The sequence below is a fragment of the Floridaenema aerugineum BLCC-F46 genome (assembly GCF_041929345.1).
Taxonomy (GTDB): domain Bacteria; phylum Cyanobacteriota; class Cyanobacteriia; order Cyanobacteriales; family Aerosakkonemataceae; genus Floridanema; species Floridanema aerugineum.
Map to the genome: position 1 here is coordinate 16,907 of NZ_JBHFNQ010000255.1, position 15,948 is coordinate 32,854.

General features: G+C 38.6%; 9 protein-coding genes. 4 read left to right on the forward strand and 5 right to left on the reverse strand.

The window, feature by feature from the left end:
• Window positions 1-902 precede the first annotated feature (902 nt).
• From ACE1CC_RS34245 to ACE1CC_RS34255, 3 genes are all read left to right on the forward strand, one after another.
• On the forward strand, window positions 903-2,225 hold the full coding sequence (locus tag ACE1CC_RS34245) for a nucleotide sugar dehydrogenase (RefSeq protein WP_413274902.1): 1,323 nt from the start codon (window positions 903-905) through the stop codon (window positions 2,223-2,225).
• A gap of 111 nt (window positions 2,226-2,336) precedes the next feature.
• Window positions 2,337-4,589, forward strand: a complete 2,253-nt coding sequence (locus tag ACE1CC_RS34250; protein ID WP_413274903.1) for a glycosyltransferase — start codon at window positions 2,337-2,339, stop codon at window positions 4,587-4,589.
• 163 nt (window positions 4,590-4,752) lie between these two features.
• On the forward strand, window positions 4,753-7,926 hold the full coding sequence (locus tag ACE1CC_RS34255; RefSeq protein ID WP_413274904.1) for a right-handed parallel beta-helix repeat-containing protein: 3,174 nt from the start codon (window positions 4,753-4,755) through the stop codon (window positions 7,924-7,926).
• Between the two features lie 182 nt (window positions 7,927-8,108).
• On the opposite strand, the gene ACE1CC_RS34260 is transcribed toward ACE1CC_RS34255, so the two are convergent.
• The 5 genes from ACE1CC_RS34260 to ACE1CC_RS34280 all read right to left on the reverse strand — a co-directional run bounded on the left by ACE1CC_RS34260 (window position 8,109) and on the right by ACE1CC_RS34280 (window position 15,467).
• A complete protein-coding gene (locus tag ACE1CC_RS34260; RefSeq protein WP_413274905.1) occupies window positions 8,109-10,931 on the reverse strand; it encodes a CHAT domain-containing protein in 2,823 nt (940 codons plus the stop codon).
• A gap of 25 nt (window positions 10,932-10,956) precedes the next feature.
• On the reverse strand, window positions 10,957-11,235 hold the full coding sequence (locus ACE1CC_RS34265) for a hypothetical protein (protein ID WP_413274906.1): 279 nt from the start codon (window positions 11,233-11,235) through the stop codon (window positions 10,957-10,959).
• A 111-nt stretch (window positions 11,236-11,346) separates the two neighbouring features.
• The gene (locus tag ACE1CC_RS34270) at window positions 11,347-12,267 is read right to left on the reverse strand and encodes a tetratricopeptide repeat protein (protein WP_413274907.1); all 921 of its coding nucleotides are present in this window, start codon (window positions 12,265-12,267) and stop codon (window positions 11,347-11,349) included.
• A gap of 36 nt (window positions 12,268-12,303) precedes the next feature.
• Window positions 12,304-13,887 (reverse strand): protein kinase domain-containing protein, encoded by a 1,584-nt coding sequence (locus ACE1CC_RS34275; RefSeq protein WP_413274908.1) that lies wholly within the window; start codon window positions 13,885-13,887, stop codon window positions 12,304-12,306.
• Entirely contained in the window at window positions 13,887-15,467 is a 1,581-nt protein-coding gene (locus ACE1CC_RS34280; protein WP_413274909.1) for an NB-ARC domain-containing protein, read from the reverse strand. The genes ACE1CC_RS34275 and ACE1CC_RS34280 overlap by 1 nt, the downstream gene beginning before the upstream one ends.
• Window positions 15,468-15,658: 191 nt before the next feature.
• Between ACE1CC_RS34280 and ACE1CC_RS34285 the strand changes: the two genes are divergently transcribed.
• Window positions 15,659-15,946 carry a hypothetical protein gene (locus ACE1CC_RS34285; protein ID WP_413274910.1) on the forward strand — a complete coding sequence of 96 codons (288 nt, stop codon included), beginning with the start codon at window positions 15,659-15,661 and terminating at the stop codon, window positions 15,944-15,946.
• Window positions 15,947-15,948 lie beyond the last annotated feature (2 nt).

The window sequence follows — 15,948 nt, forward strand, 5'->3', positions numbered from 1 at the left end:
ATTTTAACGCATCTAACCAGAGAAGCCAAATCATTTTCTGGCTACCAGCCCAAGCCGGGATTAGGGAAGAGGAAATATTCGTTTCCTCTTCCCTTTTTTGAGCAAAATTTATTCCTGAAAATAATTCAAATTTTGGCTGGAGAAAAGTTTATTCGAGACCCTAATCCGAAACTAAAATTTTTCCAAATAAAGGATAGAAACTGAGCATAAACTAACCCAGTAAATATCAACTATAAATTTTAAAAATCTACCAAAAGGAACAAATTGCGAGAAATAATGTTATTCTTACTATAGTAGTAAATCTCGCTATAAGCTCATCTATAAATTATTTTTTTCAGGTTTTCTAGGCTTTCTCATACTCTGGGTGATTCATAAACCTAATTAATTGGCGAAATGCGTGAGTTCTCAGGGGTACTAGTCCTGCTTGCCTGATTTTCAGGGAAGTACAGCCCCCAGCCCCAGTCCTTAAACCAGGGTTTCTTAGTAACTTGATTTCGGTCTTACATCTGCTGAAAGATAGATTTAATTTGCTAATTATTCGCAAATTTATGCTGAAAAAAATCCTTTCTCAAAAATTTTTTGTGCTAAATTTATTGTTTTTTGGTAATATTAAAAAATAGTAAAAATCACATTTAACTATTTGCGTAAACTTCCTTATGCCTTAAGTAATAGTGAAGAACATACTGCCTGTAATCTAGTGTTTTAAAGTACTTTAATTGTGGATTTATTATGAAGCAGTCTTAGCAGGAAGAAGCAAAATATATTTTTTTCATGAAGAAGCAGAAAAAAGTTAACTATAGGCGAAAAAATCCAGTAATCTTACTTCAGGTACACAACAAACAGTCTGAAACTAATCAGACAAAAGATTTCATCCCTGTATAAACATAGAGTAAGGTGCGATTATGCGAATTTTAGTTTGGGGCTTAGGATACGTAGGTACAGTCGTATCAGCTTGCTTTGCCGAAATGGGTCATGAAGTTATTGGTGTAGAAACCAACAGCGAAAAAGTGAAAGCTTTTAACGAAGGGCGCAGCCCGATCGTGGAACCAGAACTAGATGATTTGATTGCTTCGGGAATCAAAAAGGGCAACTTGAAAGCAGTCAACAGCGGCAAGCAATATGTACCTTGGGCAGATGTGTCACTGATTTGTGTGGGAACACCTAGCGCCCCAGATGGTTCCCCTGTGATGACCTACATTGAAAGTGCCGCCCGTGAAATTGGCGAAGGATTAAGAAATTCTGACAGATATCATGTAGTGGTATTACGGAGTACAGTATTTCCCGGAGTATCGCGGAATCTGTTAACTAAAATCGTCGAGAAATATTCTCGCCGCAAAGCTGGAGAAGATTTTGGTGTAGCGATTAACCCGGAATTCTTACGAGAAACGACAGCTGTGAGAGATTTCTACGAACCACCTTACACGGTGATTGGAGAGTTAGATCCTGCTAGTGGTGATTTTGTAGCGGCTTTGTACCAAAGTATTAAAGCACCTATTTATCACGTTGGTTTGGAAGAAGCGGAATTGTTGAAGGTGATTAATAACTCTTTCCATGCGCTGAAAGTGGGTTTTGCTAATGAAATCGGTCGGATTGGTGATGCTTTAGGTTTGGACAGCAATGCGATTATGCAATTGGTCTGTGCAGACTATAAGCTGAATATTTCACCGAAGTATTTGATGCCGGGATTTGCGTTTGGTGGTTCTTGCTTGCCGAAGGATTTGCGATCGCTAGCGTACAATGCACGTCGTTTAGGTGTAGAAGTACCAATTGTCGATTCGATTCTGCCTTCTAATACATTGCACATTGAGGCAGCACGAATTAAGGTTCATGAAATGCAAGCCAAAAAGATCGCGATTTTGGGCTTAAGCTTTAAAGGTGGTACAGATGATTTGCGGGAAAGCCCAATCATTGCGCTGATTCGTGATTTGTGGCGTGATGGTGTGCCAATGATGGTTTATGACCCAGATGTGCAAATTGATAAAATGTTAGGCAGCAATCTGGAGTATTTGGAACGGCAGTTACCCCAAATTCATCAGTTGGTAAGTTCGGATTTGAATCAAGTGTTGACGGAATGTGATGGGATTGTGCTTTCTAAACAACATCCGGTGTTTAGTGCAGCGATGTCTTCACTTTATGGTCAGATGCCTGTTTTAGATTTGTCTCGTTGGGAACTATATTCGAGAGTAGCGATCGAGGAGTCAGTTCTTTCTCAAGTTGCTGCTTAGTGTAGGACATTTGTCATAGCTGATGCTGGGTAATTCTTCATCCTTTGCAATTGTAATTCGATCGCCACATCCCAAACAGCCGAGTCGAGAACTGAGGGCTAGAAAGCCATTATGAGTAAATCCGCAAATCTTTGCACAACAGCGAAACTTTATCTCAATTTACTGGCATTACTGTTGATCTCTGCCTGTGGATTTGCTGGACTCTATTACTTAAGTCCTCAGCTACAAATAGCAGTCTATGGTGAATGGGCAGCAGTAACAGTAGGAACTTTGGGTGCTGTTCGCTGGAGTTGGTTTGGCTTTCAGTTACTTCGGAGTTGGTATTATCGCAAATGGGTATTTGCTGGTTGGCGACGCAAAGCTAACAGAATACCCTTGGAAGAATTACCCACAGCTTGTTTGATTGCACCGACTTTTAGAGAGCAACCTTGGATTACGGATAAAGTATTTCGGGCGATCGCAGATAATGCAAAAAGTCTGATTAATCCAACAATTGTCATTGTAGTTACCACGCCCGAAGAAATTGAAGCGATCGGGAAAATTCTCGACGAAGAAGACCCAGAACACAAGTACATTAAATATCTGCCAATGCTTGACCCAGCTGGGGGGAAACGCAAGGCATTAGCAGAAGGTTTGAGATTACTCGCTCGTTCCAACCCACCGAAAAACACGATTGTTGGTTTAATGGATGGAGATGCAGTAATTAACCCGGGTGTCCTCAAAGGTTGCTTACCATTTTTTAATATGTTCCCTAAAATCGGTGCATTAACTACCGATGAACGTGCCACAGTTTTAGGTTCCAAGTTTTTTGAAGAATGGTTAGTTTTACGATTTGCCCAAAGACATTTGTATATGTGTTCGCACGGACTTGCTAAGAAAGTTTTGTGTTTGACAGGGCGTTTTTCTTTATATCGAGCGGAAGCTGCGCTCAATCCTAGCTTCGCCGATTTGTTAGAAAAGGATATGCTCAATGACTGGTTGTGGGGCGAATTTAAGTTTCTTTCTGGCGATGACAAAAGTACTTGGTACTGGGTACTAAAAGAAGGGTACGACATGATGTATGTTCCAGATGCGATGGTTGATACGATCGAAACCATTTCTGGTTCTGTACCGATGCGTGCTTATCAAAATATGCGGCGTTGGTTCGGAAATATGCTACGTAATGGTAGTCGTGCCCTTGCTCTTGGCCCACATAAAGTTGGTTGGTTTATTTGGTACTGTATCCTCGATCAAAGACTGAGTATTTGGACAGCTTTGATTGCGCCTGGATTAATGATTATTTATGCTCTAACAGGCAACTGGGTACAACTTGGTTTAATCTTTTTTTGGCTTCTCTTTACTCGCGGTTTGAGTTTAATTCTTTTTTCGATCGGTAGAGATGACTACCTTAAACCAATTCACCTTTTATATATGCTTGCCTCCCAGTGGAGTTCATCATTAATCAAAATTTATACACAGATGAACTTGGCAAAGCAAAAATGGTCTAATCGTGGCAACCAAAAGAGTGATATTGCAGGTACAGGTTTTGGTAAATGGTTGAAACTGAGCACTTCTAACTTTCTTTACTACGCACAATTGTTTGGCTTTAGCATTTTGTTATGTTCAATGGCTAGGGTGTTCAGTCCAGCTTACGATCTTCCTAATTTTGTGTGGCAGGTTAATGTGCAAGCTAAACCGACACCAAGGGAAATTGTCAAAGCTATTGACTACGGTGTTCTACCTAATGATGGGAAAGATGATGGTGCGGCACTGCAAAAATTGATTGCTAGTTTACCATTACAAGGGATAATTCAAGTTAATTTACCGATTGGGGAATTAGATTTGTTCCGTCCTGTAGAAATTAACCACAGCAATATCATTATTAAAGGTCAGGGTGCTGGACGCACAGTAATTAAAGCTCATGTAACTGAACAAGTTCCCGACTCTTTTATTACTATCAAACCAGCAAACATTACTAAAGATGTTAAGGCTAGTAATTCCAATATCGGGAAAGTTTCAGCAGCTAACTCATCTATTGGTAGAGTACATAATATTGAATTGAGTCGTTTTTCTCTAGAAGTTGTTCCCCCTCAGCCAGAATCTGAGTTGAACTACAAAGTAGACAGTATTGTGCTAGATCGAGTGGAGAAAGTGACGCTGAAAAATATTGAGTTTGAACAGAGTCAGCCTCACGCTTTAGTGCTCAACAATACCCAGAGCGTCTATGTGGAGTATATAGCTATAGAGGGCAATCCGAATTGTGTAGATTCTGGAAGCGGAAATGATCTGGCCCAAAATCTCTGTTTAGATGAACAGATTTCGCAAAAGAATGCGGTCAATACAATTATTAAAGGAGTAAATCTCTCCAGCAAGTTATCGTCATAGCAAATTGTCAAGTCTTTCTACTAAGTATTGCGAAAAAATGGCTCTCTTGTACTTAGAGCGATCGATAAATTTGATTAATTTTTGAAAGGCTGGCTCTGTAAGGAATCCCATTGGTAAGCGCGATTGATAAATCAGCAAATTAGTTGCAAGTTGCAGGTGAATTATGGAATTTCAATTAGGTTCATTAACCGATTACAACAAGCAGAGTGAGTTTGTTAGTATCTCCGATCCAACTGATTTATACAAGTTCAGTTTGGGACAACAACAAACTGTCAGTATGTTTCTCAGTGGTTTGTCAGCAGGTACGAAACTAGAACTCCTTGATAATAACGGAACACTGATTGATAGTTCAGTAAATTCAGGCACACTTTGGACGGCGAGTAATAGTGGGACAACAGGGGGATTAATTACCAAAACTTTAGCATCTGGTGATTACCAAGTTAGAGTTTCTCACCTGGATCAAATCACTGGTAATCCACTTTACGATCAAGGAGAAAAGTATAGCTTAATCTTCCAGCCCCATGATGCACCAAAAACAGTTGCGGTAGCATCTTCTACGACCAAAAATAAAGGTGGTGCTGACATTTTAACTGATGGTAGTAGCGACCAAGTTGAGATTAATAAAGCGATCGAACAAGTTGGCAAAGCTGGTGGTGGAACTGTACTTTTATTGGATGGCACTTACAATATTACCGACAATGTTTTAGCGCTGTATGATAATGTTACCTTAACAGGGGTTGGTTGGAATACTGTTCTCAAACAAGGGAACAATGTGGTATTTACTAATGCGGGAATGGTTCGTTCTGCTGCTGATTCAGGTAAGGGAAATATTGCTAAACCAATTTATGTTAACCAGCATTTTCGGCACATGAGTTGGGATGGTAACAAAGCAAATCAAACCAGTTCCAAAAACGCTTACGGCAACTTTGGATTTTACCAAGATAGTAGCTTTGAAGACTTGCGCGTTCATAGTTTCAAATATTACGGTTTAGATCCTCATGAAAATAGTGATGCTAAAGTACCAACACAGAGATTAACAATTAAAGACAATTTAGCCGATCGCAATGGTCAAGATGGAATCACATTAGATAACATTGTCAATTCAGTAGTTGAAGGTAATATCAGTGATGCAAATACCCGACATGGCATAAATTTAGTTACTGACTCTGAAAATAACATGATCAGAAATAATGTTGTTACTAATAACGGTTTTCGGGGAATTGTGGTGCAGTCAGGAAGTGAAAAAGAGAGAACTTCTGACAATAACATCTTAGAGGGCAACACCGTTAAATTCAATCAACGAGATGGGATTTATTTAGAATTAGCAAAAGGTACCAAGCTTGAAAATAACATTGTAGAAGAAAATGGGCAAAGCGGTATTCATTTGAAAGGTGCATCTAACAGCACAATTTCGGAAAATGAATTGCTGAATAACTCACAATCTAGGCATCGAGGTTACGGCGAAATACTGGTTAACCATTACTTGAATACAACCACAAACCAAACTACTTACTCAACTAACAATGTCGCCCAAAACAATACTATCCTGAACAACAAATCAGTAGTTGCGAAGTACGGAATAGAAGAAAAAGCTCCGGGTAACGACTACAACAGTTATCAAGACAACACGATCCAAGGAACATACAAAACAAGCCGAATTCAAGGGCTAAATTCTAAAGAAAGTTACAGTGTTAGTCAAACAGGTCGGACTTTTTGGGACTCAGCAGTAGGCGATCCTTTAGCGGGAATTACTCAAGCTCCTCAGTATGTAAAAGTTGACTACAAAGCTAACGATGGCGCTGGCAATACTAAGGAAGCTGCTCGTGATATTGGCAGTTTAACTGATTACCAAAAGATTACTGATTATGTTGGGGAATTCGATGCTAATGACTTCTATAAATTTAGTATTGGCAAGCAAGAAACTGTGAGCATATTCCTCAATGGTTTAGCTGCGGGAACTACTATTGAACTGCTGAAGAGTGATGGTTCAGTTCTGAAGTCTTCGACTAATAAAGGGACTACTTGGACGGAAAGTGATAGTGGAAAAACTGAAGGTTTAATTAGCGAAACTTTGGCAGAGGGTACTTATTTTGTCAATGTGAAACCGGGGGAAATGACGGGTAATCCGATTTACGATAATGATGAAAAATACAGTATTGTTTTCCAACCTCATGATGGGACTAAGACAGTTGCGGTGGCGGCGAAAGATACTGTAAATAAAGGTGGTGCTGATTTCACTGCTACTGGTAGTAATGACCAAGTTGTGATTAATCAGGCGATCGCACAAGTCGGAATGAGTGGTGGAGGAACAGTCTTACTTTTACCTGGAACTTTCAACATTGCTGACAATGTTTTGATTACCTACGATAACGTTAATCTCTCTGGTGTCGGTTGGAATACTGTTCTGAAACAGGCAAATAATGTGGAATTTGAAGATGCGGGAATGTTGCGTTCTGCACTACACTCCGCAGAAGAAAACATCGCAGTTCCTCGCTTCTACAATCAAAATATTCGTCACTTGAAATTAGACGGTAATAAGAGCAATCAAACCTCAACTCGGAACGCCTACGGTAACTTTGGAACTTATGGCAATAGCACTTTTGAAGACTTGCGCGTAACTAACTTTGCCTACTACGGTTTCGACCCCCACGAAAATGCTTATGCTCCTGTTCCCACTGTTGCATTAACAATCAAAGATTCTCTCGCAGATCATAACGGTCAAGACGGAATTACCATTGATAATCTAGAGTATTCTTTGGTTGCGGACAACATTGCTGATTCCAACAAACGTCATGGGATTAATGTTGTAACTGCTACCAAACATACAAACTTCTTTAACAACGTTGCTACCTACAATGGTACTGGTGGAAGTGGTAACGGAATCACAGTTCAACCAGGAGCGATCGACCCATCGAGAACTTCTGATTACAATTTGTTTGAAGGTAATATTTCCAGATACAACAAAACTAGTGGTATCTACTCTTATCTAGGTGACTACAACGAGTACAGAAACAATATTGTGGAATATAATTCCACTTATGGAATTCGCCTCCGGTCTTCTGCTAACAATATTGTCAGTGGTAACAAACTGCTAAATAACTCGCAAGTACTTAAAGGTGGTTACTCAGAAATTTACATCGATGATGACAATGCTACCTTCTCTACAGGAAATACTGTGTCAGCAAATACGATCGTCAATAACCCAATTGACCAAGCAAAATGGGGTATTGGAGAAAAGAACATCTCTAACTCTGGAAATACTTACATGGGTAATGTTATTCAGGGATTAACCAGACAATATCGAGTTTACTCTCCACCTTCTGAGATTTTTGCTTAGTATTGCTAGTTAATAACTATTAACTATTAGCTTAAATAAATAATCGGGATTCAGGAAAAATTACTCCTGCATCCTAATTTTTTTTGTGATTAATTAGGGCTTTTTATTAATAATTAAAATCCTCACTGGAGCAGTCTTGTTACTCAACATTTCAGCAATTCTCGACCTCTCGACAAGCTCATTTATAATCCGTTACCAATGAGAATAAAAGGTGCCCAGTAATGAGGATGGCTTAGAGCATTAGCTACTGCTGATGGTAAATTACTGCGTGTGCGTTGTTGGACAGTTTGATATTGAGATTTACTTAGTGTTATGTCATTACCTGTAATAAGTGCTATTTGTGCTTTTTGTAACGCTAGAGCAAGTGAATTATTATCTGACTGCAATGCTGCATAAAAAGCTGTCATCAAAGCTTGGGTACCACCATCATTAACTTTCCATAAAGAAGCGATCGCTGCTTTGGCTCCAGTTTGTTGCACTTGATAACCAAAACCTAAAATTTCTTCCCCATTCCCTAATTTTCCACCGATTCCAGTTTGACAAGCACTTAGTACTACTAAATCTACATTTGGCAGTGACAAAAGTTGAATATCACGCAAAGTAAATAAACTTCCATCTCCTAATACAATAAACGAGTCTTCTGGTTTTCCCGTGACAAACATAGCATGAGTTGCTAAATGCACAATTGAGAAGTCATTTAAACGGGGAATAGTACCTTCTCTACTAAATTCACGGTCTAAAAGTTTTATGGTTCCTGGCATTATAGCAGCTATATTTTCTACCTCTACTCCGGCAAATTTTAAACCATCAAAAGCCAAGGGAGTACCTTCCATTTTAAAGTTATAACGACCAGTCGCAAAAGCACCAGCCATAACTTGAGGTTGCGCTCTACGTTGTCTGATAAATTTAGTCAAACTCATAGCAGTAATATTATTAGTAACAAAGCGTTGCACTAGCCATTGTTCGCCATCATATAAAGCAGCTAAAGAAATGTAACGCAATTGTCCATCTGGAGCATAAATAATGCTTTTAGCTTCTGCTTGTTTTAAATCTTTTTCAATTGGTTTAATTAACCAATTATACAACTTTAATGCTGGAGCTTTAGCATCAGATTTGGGATTTTCCAACGCCATCCTAAATTCTACAATAGCTCTATTTAGGTCGGCTTTTTTGACATTGACACTGCGATGAATCGGCGGAGCATCAGGAGCAACTAAAACTAATTCCAAGCGATTTTCTAAAATCAACGGATATAGTAACACAGCTTTTGGTTGCAATTGTCTTAAAATATCCGCTCGTATTGTATTAAGTTGGTTTAAACTAATATTTTGTTCTCTAGTGCTGGGACTAAGTTGTTGGACAAGAGTTATAATTTCAGGTGAATTAATAAATTGAAGAAATTTTCCATTAATTTCTTGTTGAATTTGATTCAGTTGAGCAATTCGCTGTTGTTGTTCGGGTGTGCGATCGGCTAAAGGAATTTTTTGCAATTCAGCTAATTCTCTACCTAGCTGAATCTCTTGATTCAAAATCTGATTGTATTTATCATTAATTTGTCGCTCTTGGGGATTTAAAGGAATTCCTTGAGCGGTTTGTTGAGTTCCTCGGACATTTTGTAAATAATCTTCTAATTCTTGGACTTTGAGCAAATCAAGGACTTGTTGTGCTTCTAAAACTCGGTCTTGTTGGAGCAATAAATCAGCAAGACGACGATAGGTATCAGCAACAGTGGTAGTGTAAGAACGTTGTTGGGAAATAGGGAGAGAGCGCAATTCTTGACGAATTGATTCAGTAACATTAACGGATAGTTTATAAAAGACGATCGCCATTTCTAGCTGATTTTCTTTAACTAGGACTTCACCGATGTTACTCAGGATAAGACGTTCAATTCGGCGATCGCCAACTTCCCTAATAATTGCTAAAGCTTTTTGGTAAGAATCTAACGCTTGGGGAAATTGATTTAAACCTTTATAAACATTACCAATAGTCTCAAGTGTGTTACCTATCCATGAGTTTTCACCAAGTTCTTGAAAAATTACTAGTGCTGGGTTTAATACTTCTAAAGCTTGGATATATTGCTCCTGTTTTTGATAAACGGTTCCTATATTATTTAAAGTGCGTGCAGTACTAGCACGGTTGCCAATTCTTCGAGAAATAGCTAATGCTTGTTGATAAAATTCCAGAGCTTTTGAATAGTTACTTAACTGCTCATAAGCCCACCCGATATTATGAAGAGTTTTTGCTTCACCCATTAAATTTTTAGTTTCCCGGCGAAATACCAAAGCTCTCTGATAAAAGTCAAGTGCTTTAGCACTCTCGCCTATAGCAGTGTAAAGCATCCCAATATTATTTAAAGTGCGCCCCAGGAGTACTTTGTCGTCAATTTCCTGACCAATGGCAAGGCTCTGCTGATAAAATTTCAGTGCTTGGGGATAGTTGCTTAAACCTTCATAGAATAAACCTATTCTGTTTAAGTTATGCCCGATGCCTGCTTTGTTACCAATTTCTTGATCAACAGCCAAAGCTTGTTGCCCAAATTTAAGAGCTTGGTAATATTGTCCTTGGTAATAATAAATCATTGCTATTTCTGCAAAAGTTTTCCCAAGACTTTTTTTGTCACCAAGTTCTTTACTAATAATTAGGGACTGCTCGAAGAATTGGAGTGCTTGAGTATAGTTACTTAATCTAACATAAACTAGCCCTATTTCATAAGTAGTGTCCCTAATGCCTTTGCGATCGCTAAGTTTTTGACAAATAGCTAAAACTCGTTGATAGCTTTCTAAAGCTTCATGATACTTATTATTTTGCCAAAGTTGAGCGCTTTGCTGAAGTAACTGCTCTGCTTCTGTTTTACACTCCTTGGTGCTTGGACTCTGTTTGGGTTCTGAATTTTGTGAAGTTATTCCTAGTAATTCAGACTTTGTGCGTAGGTCTAAAACTGGCGCGTTTAGCGAAAGAGTTAAAATTGCTGTTAAAAGGCTTAGGTAAGTAAAGTTCAAAAACATAGAAAAAGCCGTCTCTAAAGCAGCTTTAAATAAATAACTGCTTCAACGGTTGGAAGTTTCTTTTTGCGCTTGAGCTTGTATTAAATTGTCTTCTCTTGGGAGCACCACCTCCTTGACCACCACTATTACCACCTCCTTGACTACCACTATCACCATCTCCTTGACCACCACTACTTAATAGAGGATCAGCCAATGCAGCTTGGCAAAAGTGTAATGCAACATTATAGTTTTTTGCTTCAAACTTGTTGTAAGCTTCCTGTAGCAATTCAATTGCTATTTGACTAGCAGATTTCTTTGTACTCATTTTAGTTCTTGCCTCTCACTTCACTAATTAAAATATTCACTACAGGAAAGACTTTTTCCAGAAAATTGTATAAATTTAATTTCTCAATACTTGGGAAAAGCGTCGGAGTCTCTACAAACTCACCTTGAATTTAGCAATTTGGGTTTCCAGTTCCTTAACTCGTTGCATATTTCCCAAAGATTTGTAACTATTCATAGCTAAACTTAACCAACGAGCCGCTTCGGATTGATTATTAATCGCAATATACATTTCCCCTAACGCTGTTTGTACTTGCGCTTGCTCTCCCAGATCGGTTGCTCTTTTGGCAGCCTCTAAATAGTTACTTTCAGCCCACAAAGTTAATCCTAACTGCCAATATAATTCACCAAGGCGACGGTAAATAGTAGCTTCTTGTGTACCAGCATTTACTAATGCTTCTAATGTGTCTATTGCTTCAGACTTTAACTCAGTACCGATATAAAGGTAAGCACGTAGTAAAGCTTTGGTTTTGTCTGTGGTTTGTTGTTTATTTAGTTGGGAGATGGCATTTTGTACCATTTCAGCTTCCGCTTTTGGTAACAATTTAAACTCTCTATTAGTTAATTTCTCCTCTTGAGATGACTTACCATTCTCAGCTTTAACAACTACTGAATACTCAACTCCTGATTCTAGCTTGGGTTCTCCAGGGTATACTACCTCATTTCCATTAACTGTTGTTTCCCAAATAGGGCGATCGCCTTTGACCAAACTAACAGTATAATTATTAACGCCAGGAACCTTATTCCACCGTAACTTTGGCTGATTATTGAGTATAAAAGTACGGCGCGGACTGATAATATAAGGAATTAGCGGATCAGTAGGAGCGCGAACTTCACCAGTTTCAGCATCTCTACAATCTTGAGCTATTAGTATCTCACCTCGAAATTGACGTAAAGAACTATGAGTTAATCGTTGATTATTAAGATGAATAGCAACTGCTGAACCTGCAAATAATAAAGGTAAGATCAAAAGTATAATTAAGCCCAAAAATTTTGACAGTTTTTTACTGTTCATGGTTAACCTTTTGTGCAACTTATTGTACTTCATAATTTATCTCTTTTCAGTTTTCAGAGTAGATGATGCCATAGATATCCACATCTTTTCATCTGGGTTTTTTGCATTGGCGTACTTGAGGCAGTTCCGCCAAGCTAAGAAAGCTGCGATCTTATTGTTTTGGCGTTCCATCACCTGAGCTTTCAGGCAATAAGCTGGAGCGCGATCGCTCTCTAACTGAATTGCTGTTTGTAAATGATTTAAAGCTTCTTGATATCGCCCCAACTTTAATTTTGCCCAACCCATATTTTTGAGCATTGCGTATTTTACTTCCTCATTTTTAGCCAGAGGTAAACCTTTCTGGAGTAGCTCTACTGCTGTGGTATATTCTTGATTTAAATTATACAGTCTTGCCAAATTACTGTAAGATGCACTTAGACCATATCGGATAGCATTTTTATAAGCAGACCGCGCTTTATCAAGTTGTCCTGTATCTTCATAAATTAATCCCATGTTATGATAAGTTTGGGCAATTTTTGCATCAAACATTAAAGCAAATTGGTAGTAAAACATAGCGTTTTCAAAATTACCATTTCGCGAAAGAGCTAATCCCCGATCGTTGAAATAATTCGCTACTTTAGGTGAAAAAAGCCCCCAACTGGTACTGCCTATTAACAGCGATATAATGGCGAATCCACCTAATAATGAAGTATGCTTTACATTAACTTTTTCCGAAAGCTTTAGAAATTTATCGCGTAGTAAATCGACCTTGGTTTTAGATGAACCAGGCTTAATTTTTGCTAAACGCTGTAATATTTCCTGGCAACTTTGTGGTCTTTGACCAGGAAAGGGAGCCATCAACCAGTCAATTAAATCTGCTATTTCAGGAGAAACTTGAACTGCTTGATCGCGCCAAATCAACTCACACGTTTCTGGATTTCTGGGTAAATTTATCAGAGATTGACCAGTTAACAAATAAACAAAAGTACGTCCTAAAGCAAAAAAATCAGATTGAAGTACAGCCCGCCCTTCTGCTTGTTCTGGAGGAGTATAGCCAGCAGAAATAATTACTGTACCTGTTACATTTTCTTGCTGTTGTTGCAGATAAGTACTCGTTACTTCTCGAACAGCACCGAAATCAATCAACACCAACTGTCCATCGGATTTGAACATAATATTTGATGGTTTAATATCGCGATGGAAATAATGATATTGATGCAGCAACGAAAGAATTTCTACTAGCTGACTCAACCATTGATAAGCTTCTTCTGTTGTAATTGGTTGATTCCCTCTCTCTGACAGCCATTCTTGTAAATTAGACCCAGGAATTTTTTCCATTACTAAACAGTGTAATGGCTCGCTACCACCTTCAGGCCAAGTAAAATATCCCTCTAACTCAACATGAGGAATTCCCGGATGTTGCAATTTGCTCAAGATTTCCGCTTCTCTTTGAAACAGAATTTGAGCTTTTCTTTTAACTTCTGGATCTTTAAAATTTTGTGGGTCTAGAACTTTCAAAACTTTTGGAACTTGTCCATCATTTATTTCAAAAATTTTCCCAAAACCACCACCACCAAGGAGACGGATAACTTGATAACGATTTTGTAGCAATAACCCTGATTTGATCTTTGTATCTGCCATTAATTGTTAACTTCTCCTAATAGCAGTAATATATTTTTTTCGGCGTATCTTTTAAATTTAAATTCATATTCTTGCAACTGTAAAAGTAAGTTTTTAAGTGGGATTTCTATTTGTTTACCTTGCCAACGTTCCTGAAACCTTTTTAAAATGGTTTCATTTAGGTTTTGTTCGTCAATTAAAGCATGGCTTCGCAGTAGCCCTAATTCATTAATATCGTGAGTTTTCATTACTTTGGCGATATCTTGAGACATAGATTCAATAAATTGTTTAACTGTGTATTTCATGATTACAGGTTGCAAAGTAAACGAAGCTTCATTGGTATTGGCGTTAGTTTCTTTTTCTATTAGCGATCGCCTAACCAAAGATTCCAGCACTGTTAGTAACTCCGAACTAGAAACACTAGGCCAGAGTTTTGATTTTAAATAAGAAAAAGTCACAGGCTTACCTGCAATAGCTAACCAGTACATCACAGTTTTCCCTAAACTTGATAATCTCGCAAAATGTTGGTCAATTAAGTTAGCAAAAATATCTCCTATAACTAAAGAACTTTGACCGATAAACTGCGAAATATCGCCATTAAATATCTCTTGTATAGTTGTAGCCATAACTTTTAGAGCAGCCGGATGCCCTCTATATAATTGAATCAACTCATCTAAGCCATTTTCCCAACCAGAAAAGCCTTTTGTCAATAACAACTTTTTCGCATCTGCTGGTTTTAACCCTTTTACTTGTAAAGCCCGAACAGGTAAAGTTTCACCAGCTAAAGAAGCCACATCTACAGATTTTTCTCGCGACATCAGTAATAGACAACTTTGGTGACGTTCTTCTGCCACCCGCTTGAGCAATTGACCATACTCTTCATAGCCAGAGCGATAGTACCCAGCTATATCGCCATCTCGCAATACCATCTCCCAATCGTCCAGAACGATCAAACAACGATGAGCGCGTAAGCTATTGAGCAAACAAGAAATTTGACTTTCTACTGTTTCTGGTTTTTCTATTTTTACATCTTGGGCGAAAAAAGTGTTCAAATCTGACAATATGCCGCTCAATGGAGGTGCATAACGGACGCTTCGCCAAATCAGATACTCAAACTGATTTTGAATTTGTTCTGTCAGTTTCCCTGCTAAAGCAGTTTTGCCAAGTCCACCCATTCCCAGTAACGCTACCAAGCGACAGCGGTCTTCAGTAATCCATCGCTGTAGTTTCGATAATTCTTCAGTGCGACCGTAGAAAACTGAGACATCAGGCGCTTCTCCCCAGTCTTGGTGATAATTGGTAGCTATTTTTGATAGATGAGTCTCTGCTTGAGCATCAGATACATCAGTTAGTGATGACCAGCGCCTCAGAACTGTCTTGAAGTTGCGTTTGGTTACGTCCTCTCGGAAAGCTTGACTGAGTAATTGCCATAACTCAGCACCAATATTCTTGATGTACTCAGCATTGTAGCCCATGAGTTCTGCGATTCCTGAATACCCCTGTCCTTCCCAGGATTGCCGAAATACTTGTTCTTGAACATCGTTTAACTTGGTTGGCTTTAGAGCCACATCGATAATGCGTAGCGCTTCTTCAACAGTCATTTTTCCCACCAGCCTGATAACACTGTTGCAATGTAACATGACTTTTTCTTACCTGTCCTCACTATTTTGTGGGATGTGCATTGTGTTTTTGGTTAAAAAACAGATGATTTTTCCTCACTTATTATCAACTTCATTTACTAAAAGCTGCGGTTAGATTTAATTCAACAGTTAAGGCAGTGAACTAAATCATTATGGATAGTACACAGCAATCAAATTTACCTAAAAAAGCTGCTAAAAGCATCTTCCAAAGCAAAACTTTTTGGGGTGCAACTTTAACCGCAGTCGCAGCCATCGCTCCCATTATTGGAGAAGCAGTAGAAGCCAAAAAATTCACGGTCAACGACACAGTAAAAGTTGTCGTACTTCTGGCTACAACTGGAGCAACTCTAGTTGGTCGAGTTCAGGCAGAAAGCGAAGTTTACACTCCTAATTGGGCACCTGGCCCCAATGAATCAGATTTTGAATCAACCAATTCCTAAAA